This is a genomic window from Kitasatospora sp. SUK 42, assembly GCF_015776785.2.
GTDB lineage: Bacteria > Actinomycetota > Actinomycetes > Streptomycetales > Streptomycetaceae > Kitasatospora.
On the sequence record NZ_LFMD02000003.1, the window covers coordinates 261,665 to 284,291 of the forward strand.

Sequence of the window (22,627 nt, forward strand, 5' to 3'; positions counted from 1 at the left end):
CGGGGGAGGCCGGGTTCGACGGGGAGGCCGGGGATGACACGGTACGGGTTGGGCAGGGTGGCGGCGGCCACGGCGGTGGCGCTCGCGACGGCAGTCGGGGCGACGGTCTCGCTGGCGGCACCCGGAGTGGCCGCGACCGGAGTGGGGGCACCCGGAGTGGCGGCGACGGTGGCACCGGGTCAGCACGGGAACCCGGTGGAGGGGGTCTGGCGGATGGACGGCTACGGCCTGGTGGCCGTGGTCGCCGGGGACCGGCTGACCACCTACGACGTGACCGCGCACAGCTGCGTGCCGGGCTGGATCGTGGCGGACCGTCGGGGCGCACCCGGGCCCGACGGCACCACCCGGTTCGTCATCGACAACAACGCCCTGACGCTCACCCCGCAGGGCACCGGCGCCCTGATCCAGCGCGAGGAGGGCGCGGCCGGGACCAGGACGCTGAACCGGCTCGACGCCCTGCCGGCGCTCTGCACCCGGCCGGCACCGAACGACCCGCTCTCGGTCTTCGACCGGTTCGCCGAGACCTTCGCGGAGAACTACCCCTTCTTCGCGGCCAAGCGGATCGACTGGCCCGCCCGCTGCGCCGAGGAGCGCTGGAAGATCGGCCCGACGACCACCCCCGACGAACTCCAGCAGGCGTTCGTCCGGCTGCTGGAGCCGCTCGGCGACGCGCACACCAGCCTGGCCCGGGTCACCGACCGCCCGCACGGTGTCTTCTACGGGCGCCGCCCGGGCACCGAGCGGCCGACGGAGGCCGACCTGGCCCGGGCCCGGGAGGCCGTCGCCGCCCAACTCGTCGGACCGGTGCGGACCTTCGGAGCCGGACGGCTGACCGTCGGCCACCTCCCGGACGGCCTCCGCTACCTGCGGGTGGACTCCTTCAACAGCTACGCGGACGGCTTCTTCGCCGCCCAGACCGAGGAGCTCGACCGCGCGCTGGACGCCCTGCTGGCCGACCCGGACCGGATCGCCGGGCTGGTGGTCGACGTCCGGGTCAACGGCGGCGGCTCGGACGTGCTCGGGCTGCAGATCGCCTCCCGGCTCACCGACCGCCCGTACGTCGCCTACCGCAAGGTGGCCCGCGACGACCCGTCGGACCCGACCAGGTACACCCGGCCGCAACCGATCACCGTGCAGCCCTCGGGCGGCACGCACTTCACCGGACCGGTGGCCCTGCTCACCTCCTCGGCGTCGGTCAGCGCGGCGGAGACCTTCACCCAGGCCCTGATGGGCCGCTCCCCGCACGTGGTCCGGATCGGCCAGAACACCCAGGGCGTCTTCTCCGACGTGATGATCAAGACCCTCTCGCCGGACTTCATGGTGGCGCTGCCGAACGAGAAGTTCCTCACCCGCAGGGGCACCAGCTTCGACGGCCCCGGCATCCCGCCGGACATCCGCACCCCGGTGTTCACCCCGGACGAGCTGGCCGGGCTCAGGGACTCGGCCCTGAGCACGGCCCGCAGGGTGCTCACCGAGGACGCCCAAGGGGACACCCGAGGGGACCAGGGCGAGCAGTAGCCGCTACATCGGGTCCACCGCCCTCAGCTCGCCGTCCAGCTCCAGCCACCTGGTCAGGCCCAGGCCGCGTAGGAACGGCAGGTCGTGGCTGACCACGATCAGCGCGCCCTGGTAGGCGGCCAGCGCCTGGGTGAGCTGGCGGACGCTGGCGAGGTCCAGGTTGTTGGTCGGCTCGTCGAGCAGCAGCAGCTGCGGCGGGGGCTCGGCCAGCAGCAGGGCGGCCAGCGTCGCCCGGAACCGCTCGCCGCCGGAGAGGGTGCCGGCGGGCTGGTCGGCCCGGCCGCCCCGGAACAGGAAGCGGGCGAGCCGGGCCCGGATCGCGTTGTCCCCCGCGGCGGGGGCGAACAGTTTGACGTTCTGCACGACGCTGAGCCCGTCGTCCAGCAGGTCGAGCCGCTGCGGCAGGTGGCGCAGCGACACCGGGGCGGTGATCTCCCCCTCCAGCGGGGAGAGTTCGCCCGCGATGGTGCGCAGCAGCGTCGTCTTGCCGGAGCCGTTGCGGCCGACCAGCGCGATCCGCTCGGGGCCGCGCAGGTCGAGGTCGACGGTGGCACCGTAGGGCAGCCGGACCTTCTGCAGGGTGAGGACCGTCCGGCCTGCGGGCACGGCGGTGCGCGGCAGGTCGATCCGGATCTCGGCGTCGTCGCGCACGGCCTCCTCGGCCGCGGTGAGCCGCTGTTTGGCCTCCTCCAGTCGCTCGGTGTGCATGCCCGTCAGCCGGCCCGCCGTCTCCTGGCCCTTGCGCTTGAGCATCCCGGCGAAGATGTGCGGGTCGTTGCGGGTGACGGAGCGCTTCTTGCCGTAACTGGCGCTGCGCTCCAGCCGGGTGCGGGCGTCGACCAAGTCCCGCTTCTGGCGCTGGACGTCGGCCTCGGCGTTGCGCAGCAGCCGCTCGGCCGTCTCCTGCTGGGCCGTCAGGGTCCGCTCGTACTCGGTGAAGTTGCCGCCGTACCAGGCGACTTCGCCGTCCCGCAGGTCGGCGATCTGGTCGACCTGCTGGAGCAGCTCGCGGTCGTGGCTGACGATCACCATGACGCCGCTCCAGCCGGCCACCGTCTCGTAGAGCCGCTCGCGGGCGGACCGGTCGAGGTTGTTGGTGGGCTCGTCGAGCAGCAGGACGTCGGGGCGGCGCAGCAGCAGGGCGGCCAGCCGCATCAGCACCGCCTCGCCGCCGGAGAGTTCGCCGGTGGTGCGGTCGAGGCCGAGGCGGTGCAGGCCGAGCCGGTCGAGGGTGGCGCGGGCGCGCTCCTCGACGTCCCAGTCGTCGCCGACGGCGTCGAAGTGCCGCTGGTCGGTGTCGCCGGACTCGATGGCGTGCAGGGCCTCGCGGGCGGCCCGGATGCCGAGCGCCTCGTCGACCCGCAGCCCGGTGTCGAGCGTGAGGCCCTGTGGTAGGTAGCCGAGCTCGCCGGCGACCCGGACGGAGCCGCCGGTGGGGGTGAGCTCGCCGGCGATCAGCCGCAGCAGGGTGGACTTTCCGGCGCCGTTGAGGCCGATCAGTCCGGTGCGGCCGGGGCCGACGGCGAGGTGGAAGCCGTCGAGGACGGGCTTGCCGTCCGGCCACTCGAACGAGAGGTCGGTGCAGAGGACGGCGGTGGTGGGTTGTGCCATGTAGGGCCTCCCGGGCGGTTGCTGAAGGGGGTGGTGAGCAACACGGGGAGACACCGCGGGTGCGGGACCGGAACGGCTGGAGGACAAGGCGGCGCAAGAAGGCGCCACGGGGCCGTGGCTGAGGTCGCACACACGCACACCACGCGACGGCGGCAGTGCCTGCGCGGCGGGGCGGTGTCCCGGGACCTCAGTAGAGCAACGGCCTTCTCCTTGTCTGGCTGATGACGCGGACCACGCTAGGGAGGTCCGGGAGCGCGTGCAACCGAATTTCCGAGCGGCGGCGAAGGGCCGGTGACAGGGCCCGAGGGGAGCCCGGACAGGGCTCGGGCAGGGCTCGGACAGGGCCCGGACAGGGCCCGGTGGAGGGCCCGGTGGAGGGCCCGGTGGAGGGCCCGGTGGAGGGCCCGGTGGAGGGCCCGGTGGAGGGCCCGGTGGAGGGCCCGGTGGAGGGCCCCGGCGCAGGCCGGGTGCCGATCCGGTGCCGATCCCGTGACGGCCCCGTCCCGGCCGGGCCCGGGTGTCAGGAGTTCCCCGGCCGCATGGCAGACTCCTCACCTGCCATACCCGCCGCGGCCCCGGTCCCCACCCGGGCGACCGGCCGTACGGCGGTAGTCAACAGGGGGATTTGAATTCATGTCACCGATATCCCGGCCGAGCCGTGCCGTCCTCGGCGCCTCCGTCGCCGCGCTGACGATGGTGGTCGCCACCGCCTGCGGGCCGGACAACAGTGACCCGGCCGGCGCCCAGACCGCCGCGCCCTCGGTCGCGGCGAGCGGGTCCGGGAAGCCCGGCGCGGCTCCGATCAAGCTGCCGACGCTCGAAGAGCTGAAGACCTGGAAGCTAGAGGACTGGGACAAGTGGGCCCAGGCGAACGTCATCACTCCCGCGGCCAAGGGCTACTGGACGCTGCAGAAGCTGCTGAACGCCAAACCCAAGCCGCTGCCGCAGCCGGCCCAGGACCCGACCCAGGCGCCCGCGCAGCCCACCGCCCAGCCGACCGGCGCGGCCCCGGCCCAGCCGACCGCCGCCCAGCCGCCGGCCGGGCCGGACCAGCTGCCCGGCGTCGTCCCGGCCAAGCCCGTGGCGCACCCGTTCCCGAAGAACATGCACGTCAACGGCAAGATCTTCTTCAAGGACGGCAACGAGGACTACGTCTGCTCCGGCACCGTCGTCTCCGACCCGGCCAACCCGGGCAAGAGCAACCTGGTGTGGACCGCGAGCCACTGCCTGCACGGCGGCAAGGGCAACAAGTACTACACCGACATCACCTTCGCCCCGGCCTTCAACAGCAACGGCGTGCTGAGCAACGGCAACAAGCAGAAGGCCAAGCTGGAGGACGCCGAGCCGTACGGCGAGTGGAACGCGACGGCCGGCATGGTCTCGCCGCAGTGGACCGCCGAGGCCGATCCGGAGAAGGGCGGCCCCTGGAGCCAGTACGACTTCGGCATCATCAAGGTCGCCAACCCCGACCCGAACGGCAAGTCGCTGGAGGAGACCGTCGGCGGCTCGGTGCCGCTGTGGTTCAACGCCCCGCGCGACCAGCTCTCCGGCGTCGCCAACTACGGCTTCCCGGAGGGCAAGCCCTTCGACGGCGTCGAGCTGGAGCACTGCGACGGCGGCAAGCCGGCCAAGAAGGCCGGTGACCCGGGCCGCCCGGCGATGCTGGTGATCGGCTGCAACATGACCGGCGGCAGCAGCGGCGGCGGCTGGTACGCCACCAAGGACGGCAAGCCGGCCCTGGTCAGCGACACCTCCATCGGCAACGGCGCCAACACCTACGAGGCCGGCCCGTACCTGGAGGACGTGGCGGCTCACATGTTCGACTACTTCTCGAAGAAGGCCAAGTGACCTAGACGCACGTACGGCCGAGGCGACGCCCGAGACGCACGTACGACCTAGACGCACGTACGGCCGAGGCGGCGCCCAAGATGCACGTACGGCACTCAGCCGTACGTGCAATCGAGACGGACGTGCGACCCAGCCAGGCGCGTGGCCAAGACGGACGTACGACCAAAACGGACGTACGACCAAGACGCCCGAGTGATCAACGCCTGGCTCCCGCCTCCCCGGGGGCCGCAGCTGTCGCAGCCGCGGCCCCCGGGCTTTTCCGGCCGGGGGCCGGCTCCTCCTACAATCGGCCACATCATGAGCGCCACACTCGTAGTCAAGGACCTCAGCGCCGGCCACGGCGAACGCACCCTCTTCTCCGGCCTGGACCTGGTCGTCGCCCCCGGTGACGTGATCGGCCTGGTCGGTGTGAACGGCGCCGGCAAGTCGACCCTGCTGCGGCTGCTGGCCGGCCTGGACACCCCCGAGGGCGGTTCGCTCAGGCTCAGCCCGGCCGGCGCCAACGTCGGCCACCTCCCGCAGGAGCCGGAGCGGCGCGAGGGCGAGTCGGTGCGCGACTTCCTGGCGCGGCGCACCGGCGTTGCGGCCGCGCAGGCCGCGCTGGACGAGGCCACCGAGGGCCTGGTCGAGGGCCGACCGGGCGCCGACGACGCGTACGCGGCGAGCCTGGACCGCTGGCTGGACCTCGGCGGCGCCGACCTGGAGGAGCGGGCCGAGGAGGTGGCCGACTCGCTCGGGCTGAAGGTCTCGCTGGACCTGCCGATGACGGCGCTGTCCGGCGGCCAGGCCGCCCGCGCGGGCCTGGCCTCGCTGCTGCTCTCCCGCTACGACGTCTTCCTGCTCGACGAGCCCACCAACGACCTCGACCTGGACGGCCTGGAGCGGCTGGAGTCCTTCGTCAAGGGCCTGCGCGCCGGCACCGTGCTGATCAGCCACGACCGCGAGTTCCTGGCCCGCACCGTCACCAAGGTGCTGGAGCTGGACCTGCACCAGCGGCAGGTCAACCTGTACGGCGGCGGCTACGAGGCGTACCTGGAGGAGCGGGCGGTGGCCCGCCGGCACGCCCGCGAGGAGTACGAGGAGTACGCCGACACCAAGGCCTCGCTGGAGGCCCGGGCGCAGATGCAGCGCAACTGGATGGAGCACGGCGTCCGCAACGCCCGCCGCAAGGGCGGCGACAACGACAAGAACGCCAAGGCGAAGCGCACCGAGTCCACCGAGAAGCAGGCCTCGAAGGCCCGGCAGACCCAGCGGATGATCGAGCGGCTGGACGTGGTCGAGGAGCCGCGCAAGGAGTGGGAGCTGCGGATGGAGATCGCCACCGCGCCGCGCTCCGGCTCGGTGGTCGCCACCCTGCGCGGGGCCGTCGCCCGGCGCGGCGACTTCGCGTTCGGCCCGGTGGACCTCCAGATCGACTGGGCCGACCGGGTCGCCATCACCGGCGCCAACGGCGCGGGCAAGTCCACGCTGCTGGCCGCCCTGCTCGGCCGGCTGGAGCTCGACGGCGGCGGCGCCGCCCTGGGCTCCGGCGTGGTGGTCGGCGAGGTGGACCAGGCGCGCGGGCTGTTCCTGGGCGGGGAACCGCTGGCGGAGGCCTTCGCGGCCGCCGTGCCGGAGCTGTCGCCGGAGGACGTGCGCACCCTGCTGGCCAAGTTCGGCCTCAAGGCGGTGCACGTGGTGCGCCCGGCCGGCACCCTCTCCCCCGGCGAGCGCACCCGGGCGGCGCTCGCGCTGCTCCAGGCGCGCGGCGTCAACCTGCTGGTGCTGGACGAGCCCACCAACCACCTGGACCTGCCCGCGATCGAGCAGCTGGAGTCCGCGCTCGGCTCGTACACCGGCACCCTGCTGCTGGTCACCCACGACCGGCGAATGCTGGACACCGTCACGGTGAACCGGCGGATCGAGGTCCGGGACGGCCGGGTGCACGAGCTCTGACCCCGGGCACGGCACCGGGCACGGCACCGGGCGGCCACATGACGGTCCCGCCGGGAATTGGTCTCGACCTCTTCCCGGCGGGACCGTCATGTGCTGTGCTGTGCGCCATGGTTGACAGCGCACTGGCAGGGACGCCCTACCCGACCGTCCCGCTCACCCCGATGACGGTGCCGGCCCACGAGGCCGAGGACCGCGGCAAGGCCTTCCACGACGTGATGGCGCAGCGCCGGACCGTCCGCGACTACTCCACCCGCCCGATCCCGGACGGGGTGATCGAGTGGGCGGTCCGCACGGCGGGCACGGCGCCCAGCGGCGCGCACGTCCAGCCCTGGCGGTTCGTGGTGATCACCGACCCGGAGCGCAAGCGGCGGCTGCGCGAGGCGGCCGAGGCCGAGGAGCGGGAGTTCTACGGCCACCGGGCCTCCGAGGAGTGGCTGGCCGCGCTGGCGCCGATCGGCACCGACTGGCAGAAGCCGTTCCTGGAGGACGCGCCGGCCGTGATCGTGGTGTTCGAGGTGCACAAGGGGCCCAACTCGCCGCGCCCGTACTACACCAAGGAGTCGGTGGGGATCGCGGTCGGGCTGCTGCTGGCCTCGCTGCACCAGGCCGGGCTGGCCACGCTGACCCACACGCCGAGCCCGATGCGGTTCCTCAACGAGGTGTGCGACCGCCCGGTCGAGGAGCGCGCCGCGTACGTGATCCCGGTCGGCTACCCGGCCGAGGGGGCGCGGGTGCCGGATCTGCGGCGCAAGGAGCTCGACGAGGTGATGATCCGGCTCTGACGCGCCGGGCCCGCGATGGGCACGCCGGGCCCGTGGCGGGCGGGCGCTCCCCCTGCCCGGGGGAAACCAGATGCTGACAGGTTCGGGCCAAGGACATAATCGCCGCCATGAGCCAAGCACAGCCACGCTCCTGCGAGCCCGCCCGGGCCGCGCTGGAGGCGACCACCGGGCGGCCGCCCGAGCTGCTGCGGCTGCCCGGCGGCCTCTCGCTGCACCGCCGCCGCAGCGCCCACGCGGGCGCGCTGAACCGGGCCGTCCGGGCCAACATGGACCACCTGCGGCCCTGGATGGAGTGGGCGGCCGAGCCCCCCTCCCGGGCCCGGACCGCCGAGCTGACCAGGGCCGGGACGGCCGCCTGGGAGGCCGGCACCGACTTCATGTACCTGGCCGGTCTGGACGCCGAACCGGGCCTGGTGGTCGGCGCCTTCGGCCTGCACGGGCGGATCGGCCCGGGCGCGCTGGAGATCGGCTACTGGGTCGCGGCCCGCAACGTCGGCCGGGGCATCGCCACCGCCGCGGCCGGGGCGCTGACCGAGGCCGCGCTGGCGCTGCCCGGGATCACCCGGGTGGAGATCCGCTGCGACCAGGCGAACGGCGCCAGCGCGGCCGTCCCGCGCAAGCTCGGCTACCGGCTCGACCGGGTGGCCGAGGCCGCCGTCCGGGCTCCGGCCGAGACCGGACGGCAGCTGGTGTGGGTCATGGAGCGCTGAGCTCCGGCGATCAGTACCGCTCGCCCGTCGCGGTCGGCAGCGCGTCCAGCTCGGCCAGGTCGGCGGCCGAGAGCTCGATCGCGGCCGCGCCCGCGTTGTCCTCCAGGTAGCGCGGCGTCTTGGTGCCCGGGATCGGGAAGACGTACCGGCCCTGCGCGAGCGTCCAGGCCAGCGCGACCTGCGCGGGCGTGGCACCGATCCGCTCGGCGATCTCCCGGACCTTGCCGACCAGCTCCAGGTTCGCCTTCAGCGCGTCCTGCTGGAAGCGCGGCAGCCGGCGGCGGAAGTCGTCGGCGGGCAGGTCGTCGAAGGAGGAGATGCTGCCGGTCAGGAAGCCCCGGCCGAGCGGCGAGTACGGCAGGAAGGCGATGCCCTGCTCCTCGGTGTACGGCAGCACGTCGGCCAGCACGTCCCTGGTCCACAGCGACAGCTCGGACTGCACCGAGGCCACCGGGTGCACCGCCTGCGCCCGCTCGATCTCCTCGACGGTCACCTCGGAGAGCCCGATCCGCAGCGCCTTGCCGGCCTGGACGGTCTCGGCGAGCGCGCCCCAGGTCTCCTCGATCGGGACGGCCGGGTCGACCCGGTGCAGCTGGTAGAGGTCGACGTGGTCGGTGCCGAGCCGGCGCAGGCTGTCGTCGATCGAGCGGCGCACGTGCTCGGGGCTGCCGTCGCGGGCGGCGGTCGGCCCGCTCGTGCCGGGGACGATGCCGACCTTGGTGGCCAGGAAGGCGCGTTCGCGGTACGGGCCGGCCAGCGCGGCGCCGACCACCTCCTCGTTGGTGAACGGGCCGTAGATGTCGGCGGTGTCGATCAGGGTGACGCCGAGGTCGAGCGCCTGGCGGATCACGCCGACGGACTTCTCGTCGTCCCGGTTGTGCACGTCGTAGGCGAAGGTCATCCCCATGCAGCCGAGGCCGATGACGCCGACCTCGGGGCCGTTGCTGCCGAACGGGGCGTTGCGCATGACGGTGCTCCTGTCTGGTTTCCGGCTGTACTCGCAGTGCTTCGGACACTGCGGGTGGAACGGATCCGACGGTGGATCAAGTTCCGTGGCGGATCAAGGATTCCAGCTTCCACCTTGGAGTGCGCTCAAGGTCAAGCCCGCCACGGAACGCGCCGGAGCCACTCCCCGAAGCCGCCGTCCAGCACCAGCCCGGCCAGCCGCGCGTACCCGTGCACGCCCGGGTGCGCGCCGTCCGCCGCCCGCGCCTCGGCGCCCCAGGCCGCGTCCCCGGCCAGCGCCCCGGTGACGTCGACGAAGGGGACGCCGTACGAGGCGCAGAGCCCGGCCAGTTCGGGGACGAGCCGCAGCAGCCGCTCCAGGTGCGGCGCGCCGAGGCCGACCACCGGCGGCGGGCCGACCACCAGCGCGCCGATCCCGCGTTCGCGGGCGCCGTCGAGCAGGGCGGCGACGTTGGCCAGGGTGTCCCGGTGCGCGACGCGGGGCGCCCCGTCCTCCACGACCGCGTCGTTGCTGCCGACCGAGAGCACCAGGCGGTGGTCGTCCCCGGGCCGGCTGCGCGCCTCGACCTCGGCCCAGCAGCGCTGCCGCACCTGTGTCGAGGTCTGGCGCCGCACGCCGAGGTTGAAGGCGGTGGCGTCGGGGGCGGCGGCCTGGAGCACCCGGCCGACCCAGCCGCGGAACTCCGGGTCGCCCACGCCCTGGACGAAGGAGTCGCCGAGGAAGCAGATCCGCGGGCCGTCGAAGGGATCGTCAGACGTTCGTATGGTCATCGGCCCACCGTAGGGGCGTGAGCGGGAAGCGCGCTGACGACCCGTCCCGTAAACCCTCTCTAAAACCTGCCCCAGGCGGGCCTCCGGAAGCCTGGAAATGCTTGACGTGCACAGCTGGTCTAGTCCAGTTTGATCCTCAGCACCGCGCTCCTCCCCGCACCGGACCAGCCCCCATGCCGCCGCCCGCCCCGCGACTCCCCCCTTCGCGGCGCGGGCGGCCACCGTCCCGAGAGGCACCCCCCATGCCCAGCGCGCTCCAGCACGCCCCCACGCACCGCAGCCCCGCCGGCCGGACCAAACTGCTGAGCCTCGCCGCCGCCACCGTGCTCGCCGCCGGCGGCCTCGCCACCCTCGCCGGGAACGCCGCCGCCGACGCCAACCTGCTCGCCAACGCCGGCTTCGAGAGCGGGGCGCTCGACCCCTGGAGCTGTTCCGCCGGCACCGGCAGCGTGGTCAACTCCGGTGCCCACAGCGGCACCTACGCGCTCAAGGGCGCGGCCAGCGCGAGCGACACCGCGCAGTGCGGCCAGACCGTGAGCGTCCAGCCCAACACCACGTACAACCTCAGCGCCTGGGTGCAGGGCCAGTACGTCTACCTCGGCGCGACGGGCAGCGGCGTCACCGACCCGGCCACCTGGACCGCCGGCGGCCCCAACTGGCAGCAGCTGTCCACCAGTTTCACCACCGGACCGAGCACCACCAGCGTCACCGTCTACCTGCACGGCTGGTACGGGCAGGGCGCCTACCTCGCCGACGACGTCTCGCTCACCGGCCCCGGCGGCGGCAACCCCAGCACCCCGCCGACCACGGGCACGCCCACCGGCACCCCGACCGGCGGCCCCACCGGCACGCCCACCGGCGGCCCGAGCACCCCGCCGCCGAACGTCGCGCTGCCCGTCGCCCCCTACATCGACATGGGCGCCTGGCCCACCCCGTCCATGCCCGACATGGCCAAGGCGGGCACCGTCAAGGGCTACACCATGGGCTTCGTCACCGGTGTCGGCTGCAAGGCCAGCTGGTTCAACGCCTATGACCCGCGCACCGGTTGGGCCAAGGACCAGGTCGACGCGCTGCGCGCGGCCGGCGGCGACGTCAAGCTGTCCTTCGGCGGCGCCAGCGGCACCGAACTCGCCGCCGCCTGCACCACGGTGGACTCGCTGTTCAACGAGTACGACGCGGTGGTCAACGCCTACAACCTGCGCTACGTCGACTACGACATCGAGGGCGCGGCGATCGCCGACACCGCCTCCAACGACCGCCGCTCCGCCGCGCTCGCCAAGCTCCAGCAGGCCCACCCGGGCCTCAAGGTCTCGCTCACCCTGCCCGTCCTGCCCGAGGGCCTGACCAGCGAAGGCGTCGCCATCGTCAAGTCCGCCCGGGACGCCGGGGTCAACCTCGACCTGGTCAACATCATGGCGATGGACTACTACCGCTCCGGCACCGACTACGGCAACGCCGCCGTCCAGGCCGCCCAGTCGCTCTTCGGCCAGCTCAAGGCGCTCTACCCGGCGAAGACCGACGCCCAGCTGTGGTCCATGGTCGGCGTCACCCCGATGATCGGCGAGAACGATGACCACCAGATCTACAACCAGGCCGCCGCCCAGCAGCTGGTGACCTTCGCCAAGCAGAACCACCTGGGCCTGCTGGCCTTCTGGGACGCCACCCGCGACGCCAACGCCTGCACCGGCGGCTCGCTCTCCAAGTGCACCAACATCACCCAGCAGCCCTACGAGTTCGCGAAGATCTTCAGCCAGTACGCGGGCTGAGCCCCGATCCCGGGCCCGGCCCCGAGCGGGGCCGGGCCCGCGGAAATTCGGATCCCATCGTCCCGGACCGTCGGCTACTGTCCCTCCCACCTGTACGGCACGAGGGGGCGGACATGACGGTCCGGGACGACCACGACCAGCTCGACACGACCATTCCGACCGGCGACGCCGCCTGTGCGGCGGGCCTGAGCCCCGAGGAACTCGCCGCGTTCAGCCGCACCCTCGGCCGCCTGCGCGCACTCCCGTCCCACGACCGCACCCGCCTGCACGCCGAGCGGCAGCTCAGCTCCTTCGTGATGGAGAGCCGCAAGCGCCGCCGCCAGGAGGCCAAGGAGGCCGTGCGGCAGGCCGACGCCGAGCTGCTCGCCGCCACCGCGACCGGCGCCCGGCACCGCCGTGAGGACGCGCCGCTCGCCCCCACCCCGGGAGGGCCGGTCGGCGAGCTGCGAATACCGCGCAAGTGCTACGTCTGCAAACAGGCCTACCAGCAGGTCGACAGCTTTTACCACATGCTCTGCCCGCACTGCGCAGCCGACAACACCGCCCGCCGCGGCCTCGGCACCGACCTGCGCGGGCGCCGGGCGCTGCTCACCGGCGGGCGGGTGAAGATCGGCTTCCAGCTCGCGCTGATGCTGCTGCGCGACGGCGCCGAGCTGACCCTCACCAGCCGCTTCCCGCAGGACACCGTCCGCCGCTTCCGCGCCGCCGAGGGCAGTGGGCAGTGGTGGGACCGGCTGACCGTGGTCGGCATCGACCTCCGCGACCCGCGCCAGGTCCTCGGCCTGACCGAGCGGCTGCGCGCCGACGGCCGTCCGCTGGACATCCTGGTCAACAACGCCGCGCAGACGCTGCGCCGCCCGCCGGAGTCGTACGCGCTCCTCGCCGCGGGCGAGCGGGACGCGCTGCCCGCCGCCGACCGCCGGGCGATCACCCACGCCCCCGGCTTCCGGCCGCTCTCCGAGGCGGCCCAACTGCCCTCCGGCGCCGGCTCGCTGCTCGACCTGACCGACGAGGCCGGGCTGCTGCCCGACCTCGCGCCCGCCAACTCGTGGTCCGCCACGCTCGGTTCGCTCGACCCGGCGGAGGTCCTGGAGACCCAGCTGGTCAACGCCCTTGCCCCGGCCCTGCTCTGCGACCGGCTGCTGCCGCTGCTGCTCGCCTCCCCGCACCCCGCCCGCTACATCGTCAACGTCACGGCGGTGGAGGGCCGGTTCGCCGTCCGCAACAAGACCGCCCGGCACCCGCACACCAACATGGCCAAGGCCGCGCTCAACATGCTCACCCGCACCAGCGCCGCCGAACTCGCCGCGCGGGGCGTGCACATGTGCGCCGTCGACACCGGTTGGATCACCGACGAGAACCCGGCGCCCAAGAAGGCCCGGATCGCCGCCCAGGGCTTCCGCACGCCGCTCGACATCGTCGACGGCGCGGCCCGGGTGTACGACCCGATCGTGCGGGGCGAGGCCGGGCACCCGGTGTCGGGGGTGTTCCTGAAGGACTACCGGGTGGCGGAGTGGTGACGGCCCGGGGTGCGCAGCAGGTGTCATGACTGCCGCACCAGGGGGCTCGGAGGCCGGGGTTGTCCCGGTACGGCTCGCAGTGAGCCCGTCGTCGAACCGCACTGGTGACCAGTGACGACGCCCCGGCCCGGGAGCGGTCCCGGGCCGGGGCGTGCCGCGCGCTCAGCGGCCGGTGGGCAGGTTCGCCCCACCGGTGCACTCGAACACCACGCCGGTGACGAAGGTGTTGGCGGCGAGCAGGAGGATCGCCTGGGCGACGTCCTCGGGGCGGCCGACCCGGCCGACCGGGGTGGTGGCGGCCAGGCCGTCGAAGAGCGCGGCGCGCTGATCCGCCGGGACGCGGTCCCACCACGGGGTGTCGATCACGCCGGGCGAGACGGCGTTGACCCGCAGCGGGGCGAGTTCGACGGCCAGCGGCGGGACCATCGCCTCCAGCGCGCCGTTGATCGCGGCCAGTCCCGAGGTGCCGGGGAAGGCGGCACGGGCGGAGGCGGCCGTGATCAGGGTGACCGAGCCGTCCTCGCGCAGGTGCGGCAGCGCCGCCTTGAGGACGCGCACGTGCGGCCAGAACTTGGCGTCGAAGCCGGTGGCCAGGTCGGCGAGGTCGAGCTGGGCGATCGGGCCGCTGCCGGCCGAACCGCTGACCGCGACCACCAGGTGGTCGACGGTGCCGCCCTCGGCGAAGTCGGTGAAGAAGGCGGCGATGGCCGCCGGGTCGGTCGCGTCCAGCTGCCGTCCGCTGGTCTTGCCGCCGATCCGGGCGACGGCGGCGTCCAGCCGCTCGCGGTCGCGGCCGGTGACCACGACCTCGGCGCCGTCCGCCGCGAAGGCGGTGGCGGCCGCCTCGCCGATGCCCGAGCTGCCGCCCATCACGACGACGCGCTGTCCGGCGAAGAGGTTTGACGCAGTGCTCATGGTCGGAGTCCTTCCGGCTGATTCGAATCTTGTCGAGACCGCTAGTTCCGGCAATGATGTTTGTCGAGACTGGTAGTCTTGTCAAGCGGCAGAAGGAAAGGAAGGGACGACCACGATGAGCGAGACCGAGTCCACCCGGGCCACCGAGGACGCCCAGACCGCCGAGGACGCCCCGCCCACCCGGCCCCACACCGGCCGCCGCCGCAACGAGGCCGCCCACCGGGCGATCCTGGACGCCGCACTGCGCCTGCTCGCCGAATCCGACGGCACGCCCGTCACCATCGACGCCATCGCCCGCACGGCCGGCGTCGGCAAGCAGACCGTCTACCGCTGGTGGCCCTCCAAGGGCGCCGTCCTCCTGGACGCCCTGACCGACCGCGCCGACCAGGACGTCTCCGGCCCGGACACCGGCGCCCTGCACACCGACCTGCGTGCCTTCCTCGGCACCAGCTTCGAAGCCGCCCAACGCGACACCACCGCCTCGGCCCTGCGCACGCTCGCCCGCGAGGCCGCCCGCGACCCTCACCTCGCCGAGCTGATGCGCACCTTCACCTCCGCCCGGCGCGAGGCGCTGCGCGAACTCCTCGCCCGGGGCCGCGACCGCGGCGAACTGGCCGAGGACGCCGACCTGGACCTGATCGTGGACCAGGTCTACGGAGTGCTCTGGTACCGCTTCCTGCTCGGCCACGCCCCACTGGACGCCGCCGTCGCCGAGCGGCTGGCCGACACCCTCGTCGCCGGGAACCAGGCCCGCTAGGCTCCCCGGGCCCGCTAAGCCCCCCGGGACGCGGACGCCGCCGCGACGGCCGTGGCCAGGGGGTCGCGGCCCGCGCGGCCGAGGAGGCCGGCGAGGTCGGGCCCGGTACCGCCCAGGAAGCCGTGCCGAACGCCCGTCGCGATCGAGGCGAGCATCGGCGGCTGGAACGGCAGCAGCCCCGGCACCTCCTCAAGGAGCCTGCGCCGGTACTCCCCCAGACTGATGGAGCGATGCGTGACGCCGAGTCCGTCGGCCACCTGACCAGCCGTGATCGGCGTGCCGACGAGGTCGTAGACGCGCCCGCCGTGAGGTGCGGGATCCGACGCCACCACCGCCGCGGCCTCGGCCAGATCCTCTCGCGGGACCGCGGCCAGGGCACCCTCCCCGAACGCGGACTCCACACCGTCACCGGCCCGCATCAGCAGAGCGCCGAAGAGTTCGGCGTACAGGCCGTTGCGCAGGATCGTCCACGGCAACCCGCTCGCCCGCACCAGGTGCTCGGTCGCACGGTGGGCCAGGGCGAAACCGAGATGATCGCCGGCCGTGGTCAGGCTCGTGTAGACGACGTGGCCGACGCCGTCGCGGACGGCGGCGTCCAGGACCGCCGTGTGCCGGGCGATGACCTGGTCGTCCTCGGCATAGCCGGCGGAGACGAGCACCAGGGTCGACACCCCGGTGAGGTCGAGGCTCGCGTGGTCGTCGAAGTCGAGACGCCGCACCCCCTCGCCCGGCGTGCGGCTGCCGCCCATCGCGACGACTCCGCGGGCGTGCAGCGCCGCGAGAGTGGCCGAGCCGAGATTTCCGTTCGCTCCGGTCACCAGAATCATGATCAGTCGACGTCTTCCGTAGTGGTTCTCATCGGTAACTACGCTTGATCCTCGATCGCACGCCCACCGGCCACAAGAAGGCAGTTCGATGTCACTCACGCACACCGGAGTAACCACCACCCCGGCCGAACTCGACCCGTGCGGACGCGAAGACCACCCCGACTGCGGCATCCGCGACGTCCTGGACCGCATCGGCGACAAGTGGTCGGTGCTCGTGGTCGTCGAACTCGCCGGCGGGCCACGCCGCTTCCGCGAACTCCAGCGCGCCATCGACGGCATCTCCCAGCGCATGCTCACCCTCACCGTGCGCAGGCTCGAACGTGACGGCCTCGTGCTGCGCACCGTGTACCCGACCGTCCCGGCCCAGGTCGACTACCGCCTGACCGGGACCGGGGCCGGCCTGACCCATCTGGTCAAGGCACTCGCCGACTGGTCCCTCGCGCATCGTGCCGTCATCGCCGAGGCGCGGCACGCGTACGACCAGGCCCACCCCGACCACGACATCCGCTGACACGAGCAGCTGAACCGCGGCGGTCGGCGCGTACGACCGGACGCACCGACCCGCGAACGCGCCGCGCGCGGGAAGTCGGACCGGCCGACTTCCCGCGCGTCCGGGGGTTCAGGCGATGCGTCGGCGACGGTAGTACGAGACGGCCAGCGCGATGGTGATCGGCCCCCACAGCATGGCCGGGCCGACGCAGACCCGGCACAGGGCCTCCCACCACCCGCTGCTGAAACCGACCTCGTCGAGCACGCCGAACCAGGCGAGCGGCTGGAGGTCGAACAGCCCGCACAGGACCAGCCCGCCCAGCACCCCCGGGACGACCGCCGCGAGCGGCGGCACCCGGCGGCCCCGTAGGACCGGCACCCAGGACGGGAACACCTCACCCCAGCCGCTGACCAGCCCCAGAGTGAGCAGCGCCAGTGCCTCGGTGAGCACGCTCAGTCCGAACACGTACGGCGTCGCCCACCAGACGTAGGCCGGCGCGGCCGGGTCGATCGTCCCCATCCGGTAGTCGAACGCGAACGGCAACCGCCACAGGCAGTGCGGCAGCAGGACGAACGGGAGGGCCTTCGCGAGGCGCAGGGCCCAGCGGGGGACGGGGCGTTCGGTGTCGCCCACCGGAATGTTCTTCAGCATGCGTCCACCGTCGCGGACACCGCCCTGGCACCGCCTCCACCGCGGGGCCCTACCCCCTCCCCCGTGCGAGCCAACTGCCGGTCGTCACACAGGCGGAGGCGGGTGGAGGCGGGTGGAAGCGGCTGGAGGCGGCTGGAGGCGGACCTCCGTCAGGACTTGGCGCCCGGGCCGAAGGCTGCGACCACGATCCCGAGGACGTACGGGGTCTCGGCGCCGTTCAGGGCGGTCGGGTCCACCGAGTACACGATCTTGCGGGCGAGGTCGCGGGTGGCGAAGACGCCGCTGGTGGAGCCGGGGCGGGAGCCGGTCTTGCCCCAGACCACGACGCCGTTGGCCTCAAGGCGTTCGAGCCCCATGCTCATGCACGCCTTGCCGCCCGGGCAGTGGCTGCTGTGCTCGGCGACGGGCACGTCGGGGACGGTGAACAGCTTCTCCTGCTCGGCCGCCGGGAGGAGGCGGCCCCGGAACAGGGCGGTCATGAAGCGGTCCAGGTCGGGGGCGCTGGAGATCATGCCGCCCTCGGCCCAGGGCCACGGGCTCTGCTCGGTCACGTCCACGCGGTGCGAGCCGCCGTCCGCGTCGGGGACGGTCAGGTACGGGTGGGTGGCGGCGTGGCGCAGCTCCGGGTCGTCGGCGTCCGGGAGGGAGGTGTCGTGCAGGCCGAGCGGGCGGATGATCCGCTCGCGCAGCTCGTCGGCGTAGCGGTGGCCGGTGACCTTCTCGACGATCAGCCCGGCGACGAAGGTGTTCATGCCGTTGTACTGCTGGGCGGTGCCGGACACGAAGCCCAGCGGCTGGCCGGCCATCGTGGAGAGGACCTGCCCGGGGGTGGCCGAGTCGAAGCGGTGCTCGGCGAACCAGGTGGTGGTGCCGTCACCCCAGGGCCCGGTGGGCTTGTCGGGCAGGTTGGCGCCGCCGGGCAGTCCGCTGGTGTGGTCGAGCAGCTGGCCGACCTTGACCGACGCGTAGGGGAAGTCCGGGAGGTACCGCTGGACGCTGTCGTCCAGGTCGATCCGGCCCTCGGCGGCGAGCTGGAGGACGACGGTGGCGGTGAAGATCTTCGAGACCGACCCGATCCGGAACCTGCCGTGCGGATCGATGTCCGTGCCGTCCTCCCCCGAGGTGCCCTCGAACCGCCCGGCGGAGCCGGTGACGCGCACGAAGGCGGCCGAGACGTCGGCGGCGGGCCGCTTGGCGAGAGCGGCCCGGATGGCCGCCTGGTCCAACGGCGGCAGCGCGGACGCGCCGGCGGGCGCACCGGTGGACGGGGCGACGGGCGCCACGGCGAGCGCGGGTGCGCCCGCCCCGACCGTCAGCGCGGCCGCCAGGGCGCCGGCGGCGGCGGCGACAACGGCCCAACGGGTGCGGTTCGTGTAGGCGTTCACGTGCGGTCCATCCCCCAAGACTGATCGTCATCCGGACCGCTGGTTCGTTCCCGGCCCGCACGACGAGTCTCCCGAACCCGGACGCCGGGATCATCAGGGTCGGGGCACCGGAGATCCCTGATCTTCCGTCAGGGACGACCCCGAACTCCTGGGCTCAAGGAATCCCCGGCCATGAGGCCGGGGATTCGGAAGTCAGTGCTCCGACTCCACGATGTTCTTGAACTGCTCCAGTCCGCCCCGGACGGTGTTCTCGATCCGGTGGACCTGGGCCATGCCCTTCGGGCCGCCGAAGGTGTCCTGGATGGCCTCCGGCTCGTACTCCAGCTGTACCTGCAGCTGGCTGTGGTTCTGGTCCAGCGACCGCACCGAGAGGGTGCCCTTCAGCTCCGGGCTGCCCTGCGTCTCCCAGGCGAGGACCTGCTCGTTGCCCCGGTCGGTGAGGACGGCGTCAAACCCGCGCTGCACCTCGCCGGCCTTCACGTCCAGATGGGCTCGGTTGCTGCTGGGCGCATGAGCACGCTGGATGCCCTCCACGAACTGCGGATAGGCCTCGACGTCGTGCAGCCGCCCCCAGACCTCCCGTGCGGGGGCGTCGATGGTGATGTGTTCCTCAAGCCTGCTCATCGTGAACCTCGCCTCCTGGCCCGGCACATCGGGCCTGTTGGGTTCTTCCAGCCTGCGCCGCCCGTACAGGCCCGGCAACCAGGGCCGGGGGGCTCAGCCGGAGACGGCCTTCGCGACCAGTTCGCCGATCCGGTCGACCGCGGTGGAAGGGCCGGGGAAGAACCGGTTCCTGGTCAGTGCGAAGGCGATGCCGGTCGCGGTGTCGGCGTACGCCGCGCTGCCTCCCATGCCGGGCATGCCGAAGACGCTCAGCGTCTGCTGCGGGTCCGCTCCGGGCCGGCCGAGGTTGTAGCCCAGTGCGCGCGGCACCGGGAAACCGACCATCTGGTCCACATCGGCCGTGGCCAGGGCCGTGACCTCGCGCAGCCGCTCGTCCTGGACCAGCCGGACACCGTCCACCTCACCGAGCAGCGCGGCGTACATCCTGGCCACCGCGCGGGCGGACATCGTGCCGCCCGAGGGGATGTCCGAGGTGAGCACCACGGGGTCGTTGCCGTATGCGGCGCTGGGGGTCACGGCGGGTGGCGTGGCCCTGAACAACGGCAGGTCGGCGGGCATCGCGGCCATCATCTCGGCGCTGCCGGGCGCCTCCTCAAGTCGGGCGAGGCGGCCGAGCTCGGACTCCGGAACGCCGAAGAACAGCTCGTCGGCGATGCCCAGCGGACCCGCCACCTCCTGCCTCAGCACGTGCGAGATCGGCTTGCCGGTGGCCCGGCGGACGATCTCGCCCATCACGAAACCCCAGGTCACCGCGTGGTAGCCGGTCCTGGTCCCGGGCTCCCACCAGGGCTCGGAGCCGGCGATCAGGGCACACATTCCGTCCCAGTCGGCCAGGTCCCGCACCGTGAGGTCGGAGGGCACCGCCGGAACGCCGACGGAGTGGGTCAGCGCGTGGCGGATGCTCGCCCCGTCCTTGCCGTGGGCGCCGAACTCGGGCCAGAGCTCCACGATCGGCGTGTCGTAGTCGAAGGCACCGCGCTCCGCGAGGACGTGCACCACCGTCGCGGTCACCCCCTTACCGGTGGAGGCGCTGTAGAACGGGGTGTCCGAGGTGACCGGACGAGCACTCTCCGGATCGGCGACGCCCGCCACCGCGTCCACCACCAGCTCACCGTGCCGGTACACCGCGACCTGGACGCCCAGCTCGGCACCCGACTCCACCAGCTGGTCAATGGCCTGCTGCACAAGCTTCTGCATGATGTCCATGCCCCTTCATGCCCTCTCGATCTTCGGCTGCGGCGCGTGTGGGCACCGTTCACCCGGGAGTCGGTGCCGGCGGCGGGATCTTGACATCCTCACCCCTGAACAGCAGGGGCAGTCGGTGGCCCGCCTCGCGGGCGGCGAGGGCCTGCCGCACGCGGGCGGCCTGAGCGGGGTCGAGCTCGCGGTCGAGGTCGGCGGGCAGGATCCAGAGCACGTCGGCGATCTCCTCCCGCGCCGCGTCCGTGTCGGGGACGGTCACGGCGTCGGCCGCCTCGGCGCTCAGCTCGCCTCCGTCGAGGACGACGTTGATCCCCTCGACCGCCCCCGAGTGCCGGTTGGCGTCCACCTGGTCGACCGCGATGAAGTGGGTGAGCGGGAGGACCAGGCCGAGTTCCTCCAGCAGTTCCCGTGCAGCGGCCGCACCGATCAGCTCGTTCGGGTGCGCGGCGCCACCGGGCAGGATCGGCTTCTCCCGGTACGTGGTCAGCACCATCAGTACCGCGCCGGTGTCCGCGCGCGTGGTCACCACCACGCAGCCGAGGCGGCGCCGGGCCTCTTCGTTCTGATGAATCCCGTTGTTCGTCATGGGGGTTGCTCCGTTCGTCGGGTGGAGGGAGTGGGAAGTCGGTGGGGCCGACTTCCCACTCCTCTTGTTGTTACGTGGGGCGTGGGCGGCTATGGCGGGGTTCAGAGGGCATCGGGGGTGGCGACGAGGTCGAGCTCGGCCCAGACGGTCTTGGCGTTGGGGTGGCGGGGGATGGTGCCCCAGCGGTCGGCGAGGGCGCTGATGAGGACGAGGCCGCGCCCGGACTGGGAGTTGGGGGTGTGGACGCTGGGGAGGAGGGGGAGACGTTCGCCCCGGGGGTCCGAGATCTCGATGCGGAGGGTCGTGCCCCGGCGCACGGTGGTGGTGAGCGCGAGGTGAAGCTCGAACCCGCGCCCCGGAATGCGTCCGTGCATGATCGCGTTCGCGGCGAGCTCGGCGACGATCAGGAGCGCCGAGTAGAAGGGTTCGGTGTGCGTCGAATTCAGTCCCCAGGCGGTGAGTTGACGCCTGGCGATGCGTCGGCAGATGGCGGCGCCCTTGGGGGTGGCGTGGAGGAGGGTGGTGTGGGAACGCGGTTTGTCGAGGGGGGTTTCGGACTTCATGGGCAAAAGCGTGGCGGCGCGGACGTACGCTGACCATGCACTCCGCGAGCACGGAGAGTACTTGTATGGATGCGGACGGCTTTCGTCTGGCGCAGGAGGGTGATCACGATGGGTGCGGCGAGCGGCAACGGGTCGGGCAATGACGACGTGCGGACGGAACTCCCGGAGGACTTGGGGGAGGTCTCGGACTTCTTCCGCGCGATCGGCAAGCAGATCAAGCTCCTGCGGGAGCAGGCCGGGCTGACGCAGAAGGAACTCGGCGAACGCATCGGCTACGGGGAACACCTGATCAGCGCGGTGGAGCGCGGACTGCGGACCCCCCAGCCCGAGTTCCTGATCGCAGTGGACAGAGAACTCAACGCGGGTGGGCTGCTGGCCATCGCGAAGGACGACGTGATGAGGGCGCGGAACAAGGCCCGGGTGCGGCACCCGGCCTGGTTCCGGGGCTACGTCGAACTGGAACCCGTGGCGGTCGAGATCCACGAGCACAGCATGTACGCGATCCCCGGCCTCTTGCAGACCGAGGCGCACGCGCGGGCTTTGTACGGGATGAGGCAGCCGTTGCTGACCGAAGAAGTCATCGAGGAACGGGTAACGTCCAGGATCGCTCGGCAGGAAATCCTGACGCGATGGCCGCGCGCGATCTTCAGCTGGGTCATCGATGAGAGCATTCTCCTGCGGCCTCTGGGTGGCTGGGACGTCCACAAAGAACAGCTGATCCATCTGCTGACGGTGGGACAGATGCGAGGGATGGCCATCCAGGTCATGCCGCTGAACAGGGGCGCGCACGCCGGGCTGGGTGGCCCGTTTACCCTGATCACCCCCAAGGGGCGGCCGCAGACCGGCTACATCGAGGCGCAACAGAGCAGTCGACTGATTACGGATCAGGAGGAAGTCCGTATCATGAACGCACGCTACGGCGCTCTCAGGGCTCAGGCCCATACGCCGGAGGAATCCCTGACCTTGATCGAGAAGATGCTGGGAGAACGATGAACACGAAGCTGGCGTGGGTCAAGAGCAGCTACAGCACCAACGAAGGCGGCCAGTGTGTCGAGGTTGCCGAGACGCCTGGTGTCGTCCACGTGCGCGACTCCAAGGACAAGAGCGGTCCCCAGCTGGCCTTCGAGCCGGCCGCGTGGGAGGCGTTCGTGACGTTCGCCGCCACTGCCGAGGTCTGAGACGACCTCCCCTCAACGGCC

At 72.6% G+C, this 22,627-nt stretch carries 22 protein-coding genes; 11 read left to right on the top strand and 11 right to left on the bottom strand.

The window, feature by feature from the left end:
- The first annotated feature begins 33 nt into the window (after positions 1 to 33).
- Positions 34 to 1,518: a S41 family peptidase gene (locus RZ50_RS10800; protein ID WP_196947284.1), complete on the top strand. Its 1,485-nt coding sequence runs from the start codon at positions 34 to 36 to the stop codon at positions 1,516 to 1,518.
- A 3-nt stretch (positions 1,519 to 1,521) separates the two neighbouring features.
- On the opposite strand, the gene RZ50_RS10805 is transcribed toward RZ50_RS10800, so the two are convergent.
- Positions 1,522 to 3,129 (bottom strand): ABC-F family ATP-binding cassette domain-containing protein, encoded by a 1,608-nt coding sequence (locus tag RZ50_RS10805; RefSeq protein WP_196947283.1) that lies wholly within the window; start codon positions 3,127 to 3,129, stop codon positions 1,522 to 1,524.
- 633 nt (positions 3,130 to 3,762) lie between these two features.
- Here RZ50_RS10805 and RZ50_RS10810 point away from each other — a divergent pair.
- The 4 genes from RZ50_RS10810 to RZ50_RS10825 all read left to right on the top strand — a co-directional run bounded on the left by RZ50_RS10810 (position 3,763) and on the right by RZ50_RS10825 (position 8,404).
- Positions 3,763 to 4,977: a serine protease gene (locus RZ50_RS10810; protein ID WP_196947282.1), complete on the top strand. Its 1,215-nt coding sequence runs from the start codon at positions 3,763 to 3,765 to the stop codon at positions 4,975 to 4,977.
- Between the two features lie 297 nt (positions 4,978 to 5,274).
- On the top strand, positions 5,275 to 6,912 hold the full coding sequence (locus RZ50_RS10815; RefSeq protein ID WP_196947281.1) for an ABC-F family ATP-binding cassette domain-containing protein: 1,638 nt from the start codon (positions 5,275 to 5,277) through the stop codon (positions 6,910 to 6,912).
- Positions 6,913 to 7,019: 107 nt separating this feature from the next.
- Entirely contained in the window at positions 7,020 to 7,694 is a 675-nt protein-coding gene (locus RZ50_RS10820) for a nitroreductase family protein (protein WP_196947280.1), read from the top strand.
- A 107-nt stretch (positions 7,695 to 7,801) separates the two neighbouring features.
- Entirely contained in the window at positions 7,802 to 8,404 is a 603-nt protein-coding gene (locus RZ50_RS10825) for a GNAT family N-acetyltransferase (RefSeq protein ID WP_196947279.1), read from the top strand.
- A 10-nt stretch (positions 8,405 to 8,414) separates the two neighbouring features.
- Here RZ50_RS10825 and RZ50_RS10830 read toward each other — a convergent pair whose 3' ends face one another.
- On the bottom strand, positions 8,415 to 9,371 hold the full coding sequence (locus tag RZ50_RS10830) for an aldo/keto reductase (protein ID WP_196947278.1): 957 nt from the start codon (positions 9,369 to 9,371) through the stop codon (positions 8,415 to 8,417).
- 131 nt (positions 9,372 to 9,502) lie between these two features.
- Complete coding sequence (locus RZ50_RS10835) at positions 9,503 to 10,141, bottom strand: GDSL-type esterase/lipase family protein (protein ID WP_196947277.1); 639 nt, start codon at positions 10,139 to 10,141, stop codon at positions 9,503 to 9,505.
- A gap of 242 nt (positions 10,142 to 10,383) precedes the next feature.
- Between RZ50_RS10835 and RZ50_RS10840 the strand changes: the two genes are divergently transcribed.
- Entirely contained in the window at positions 10,384 to 11,907 is a 1,524-nt protein-coding gene (locus tag RZ50_RS10840) for a carbohydrate binding domain-containing protein (protein WP_196947276.1), read from the top strand.
- A gap of 113 nt (positions 11,908 to 12,020) precedes the next feature.
- On the top strand, positions 12,021 to 13,427 hold the full coding sequence (locus RZ50_RS10845) for an SDR family NAD(P)-dependent oxidoreductase (RefSeq protein WP_196947275.1): 1,407 nt from the start codon (positions 12,021 to 12,023) through the stop codon (positions 13,425 to 13,427).
- A gap of 162 nt (positions 13,428 to 13,589) precedes the next feature.
- Here RZ50_RS10845 and RZ50_RS10850 read toward each other — a convergent pair whose 3' ends face one another.
- Positions 13,590 to 14,342 carry an SDR family oxidoreductase gene (locus RZ50_RS10850; RefSeq protein WP_196947274.1) on the bottom strand — a complete coding sequence of 251 codons (753 nt, stop codon included), beginning with the start codon at positions 14,340 to 14,342 and terminating at the stop codon, positions 13,590 to 13,592.
- A gap of 115 nt (positions 14,343 to 14,457) precedes the next feature.
- Between RZ50_RS10850 and RZ50_RS10855 the strand changes: the two genes are divergently transcribed.
- On the top strand, positions 14,458 to 15,099 hold the full coding sequence (locus tag RZ50_RS10855) for a TetR/AcrR family transcriptional regulator (protein WP_196947273.1): 642 nt from the start codon (positions 14,458 to 14,460) through the stop codon (positions 15,097 to 15,099).
- 14 nt (positions 15,100 to 15,113) lie between these two features.
- Here the strand turns inward: RZ50_RS10855 and RZ50_RS10860 are convergent, their stop codons facing one another.
- Positions 15,114 to 15,926, bottom strand: a complete 813-nt coding sequence (locus RZ50_RS10860) for an NmrA family NAD(P)-binding protein (protein ID WP_196947299.1) — start codon at positions 15,924 to 15,926, stop codon at positions 15,114 to 15,116.
- Between the two features lie 88 nt (positions 15,927 to 16,014).
- Here RZ50_RS10860 and RZ50_RS10865 point away from each other — a divergent pair, with 88 nt between their 5' ends.
- Positions 16,015 to 16,437 (top strand): helix-turn-helix domain-containing protein, encoded by a 423-nt coding sequence (locus tag RZ50_RS10865; RefSeq protein WP_196947272.1) that lies wholly within the window; start codon positions 16,015 to 16,017, stop codon positions 16,435 to 16,437.
- Between the two features lie 108 nt (positions 16,438 to 16,545).
- Here RZ50_RS10865 and RZ50_RS10870 read toward each other — a convergent pair whose 3' ends face one another.
- The 6 genes from RZ50_RS10870 to RZ50_RS10895 all read right to left on the bottom strand — a co-directional run bounded on the left by RZ50_RS10870 (position 16,546) and on the right by RZ50_RS10895 (position 21,428).
- Positions 16,546 to 17,067: a hypothetical protein gene (locus RZ50_RS10870; RefSeq protein ID WP_196947271.1), complete on the bottom strand. Its 522-nt coding sequence runs from the start codon at positions 17,065 to 17,067 to the stop codon at positions 16,546 to 16,548.
- 149 nt (positions 17,068 to 17,216) lie between these two features.
- Positions 17,217 to 18,452, bottom strand: coding sequence for a serine hydrolase domain-containing protein (locus RZ50_RS10875; RefSeq protein WP_308271582.1), 1,236 nt, complete (start codon positions 18,450 to 18,452; stop codon positions 17,217 to 17,219).
- A gap of 192 nt (positions 18,453 to 18,644) precedes the next feature.
- Positions 18,645 to 19,076: an SRPBCC family protein gene (locus RZ50_RS10880; RefSeq protein WP_196947270.1), complete on the bottom strand. Its 432-nt coding sequence runs from the start codon at positions 19,074 to 19,076 to the stop codon at positions 18,645 to 18,647.
- Between the two features lie 93 nt (positions 19,077 to 19,169).
- Positions 19,170 to 20,273 carry a serine hydrolase domain-containing protein gene (locus tag RZ50_RS10885; RefSeq protein ID WP_254802447.1) on the bottom strand — a complete coding sequence of 368 codons (1,104 nt, stop codon included), beginning with the start codon at positions 20,271 to 20,273 and terminating at the stop codon, positions 19,170 to 19,172.
- A gap of 58 nt (positions 20,274 to 20,331) precedes the next feature.
- Positions 20,332 to 20,865 carry an NUDIX domain-containing protein gene (locus RZ50_RS10890; protein ID WP_196947268.1) on the bottom strand — a complete coding sequence of 178 codons (534 nt, stop codon included), beginning with the start codon at positions 20,863 to 20,865 and terminating at the stop codon, positions 20,332 to 20,334.
- Positions 20,866 to 20,966: 101 nt separating this feature from the next.
- Positions 20,967 to 21,428, bottom strand: a complete 462-nt coding sequence (locus RZ50_RS10895; RefSeq protein ID WP_217680483.1) for an ATP-binding protein — start codon at positions 21,426 to 21,428, stop codon at positions 20,967 to 20,969.
- 108 nt (positions 21,429 to 21,536) lie between these two features.
- On the opposite strand from RZ50_RS10895, the gene RZ50_RS10900 reads away from it, so the two are divergent.
- On the top strand, positions 21,537 to 22,421 hold the full coding sequence (locus tag RZ50_RS10900; protein WP_196949848.1) for a helix-turn-helix transcriptional regulator: 885 nt from the start codon (positions 21,537 to 21,539) through the stop codon (positions 22,419 to 22,421).
- Positions 22,418 to 22,606 carry a DUF397 domain-containing protein gene (locus tag RZ50_RS10905; RefSeq protein WP_196949849.1) on the top strand — a complete coding sequence of 63 codons (189 nt, stop codon included), beginning with the start codon at positions 22,418 to 22,420 and terminating at the stop codon, positions 22,604 to 22,606. The genes RZ50_RS10900 and RZ50_RS10905 overlap by 4 nt, the downstream gene beginning before the upstream one ends.
- Positions 22,607 to 22,627 lie beyond the last annotated feature (21 nt).

Coding starts and splice junctions, on each gene's coding strand:
- RZ50_RS10860 (WP_196947299.1), bottom strand. CDS start 15,926: ATGATTCTGGTGACCGGAGCGAACGGAAATCTCGGCTCGGCCACTCTC.
- RZ50_RS10815 (WP_196947281.1), top strand. CDS start 5,275: ATGAGCGCCACACTCGTAGTCAAGGACCTCAGCGCCGGCCACGGCGAA.
- RZ50_RS10805 (WP_196947283.1), bottom strand. CDS start 3,129: ATGGCACAACCCACCACCGCCGTCCTCTGCACCGACCTCTCGTTCGAG.
- RZ50_RS10895 (WP_217680483.1), bottom strand. CDS start 21,428: ATGAAGTCCGAAACCCCCCTCGACAAACCGCGTTCCCACACCACCCTC.
- RZ50_RS10820 (WP_196947280.1), top strand. CDS start 7,020: ATGGTTGACAGCGCACTGGCAGGGACGCCCTACCCGACCGTCCCGCTC.
- RZ50_RS10870 (WP_196947271.1), bottom strand. CDS start 17,067: ATGCTGAAGAACATTCCGGTGGGCGACACCGAACGCCCCGTCCCCCGC.
- RZ50_RS10840 (WP_196947276.1), top strand. CDS start 10,384: ATGCCCAGCGCGCTCCAGCACGCCCCCACGCACCGCAGCCCCGCCGGC.
- RZ50_RS10825 (WP_196947279.1), top strand. CDS start 7,802: ATGAGCCAAGCACAGCCACGCTCCTGCGAGCCCGCCCGGGCCGCGCTG.
- RZ50_RS10835 (WP_196947277.1), bottom strand. CDS start 10,141: ATGACCATACGAACGTCTGACGATCCCTTCGACGGCCCGCGGATCTGC.
- RZ50_RS10865 (WP_196947272.1), top strand. CDS start 16,015: ATGTCACTCACGCACACCGGAGTAACCACCACCCCGGCCGAACTCGAC.
- RZ50_RS10905 (WP_196949849.1), top strand. CDS start 22,418: ATGAACACGAAGCTGGCGTGGGTCAAGAGCAGCTACAGCACCAACGAA.
- RZ50_RS10830 (WP_196947278.1), bottom strand. CDS start 9,371: ATGCGCAACGCCCCGTTCGGCAGCAACGGCCCCGAGGTCGGCGTCATC.
- RZ50_RS10855 (WP_196947273.1), top strand. CDS start 14,458: ATGAGCGAGACCGAGTCCACCCGGGCCACCGAGGACGCCCAGACCGCC.
- RZ50_RS10880 (WP_196947270.1), bottom strand. CDS start 19,076: ATGAGCAGGCTTGAGGAACACATCACCATCGACGCCCCCGCACGGGAG.
- RZ50_RS10800 (WP_196947284.1), top strand. CDS start 34: ATGACACGGTACGGGTTGGGCAGGGTGGCGGCGGCCACGGCGGTGGCG.
- RZ50_RS10845 (WP_196947275.1), top strand. CDS start 12,021: ATGACGGTCCGGGACGACCACGACCAGCTCGACACGACCATTCCGACC.
- RZ50_RS10850 (WP_196947274.1), bottom strand. CDS start 14,342: ATGAGCACTGCGTCAAACCTCTTCGCCGGACAGCGCGTCGTCGTGATG.
- RZ50_RS10890 (WP_196947268.1), bottom strand. CDS start 20,865: ATGACGAACAACGGGATTCATCAGAACGAAGAGGCCCGGCGCCGCCTC.
- RZ50_RS10900 (WP_196949848.1), top strand. CDS start 21,537: ATGGGTGCGGCGAGCGGCAACGGGTCGGGCAATGACGACGTGCGGACG.
- RZ50_RS10810 (WP_196947282.1), top strand. CDS start 3,763: ATGTCACCGATATCCCGGCCGAGCCGTGCCGTCCTCGGCGCCTCCGTC.
- RZ50_RS10885 (WP_254802447.1), bottom strand. CDS start 20,273: ATGCAGAAGCTTGTGCAGCAGGCCATTGACCAGCTGGTGGAGTCGGGT.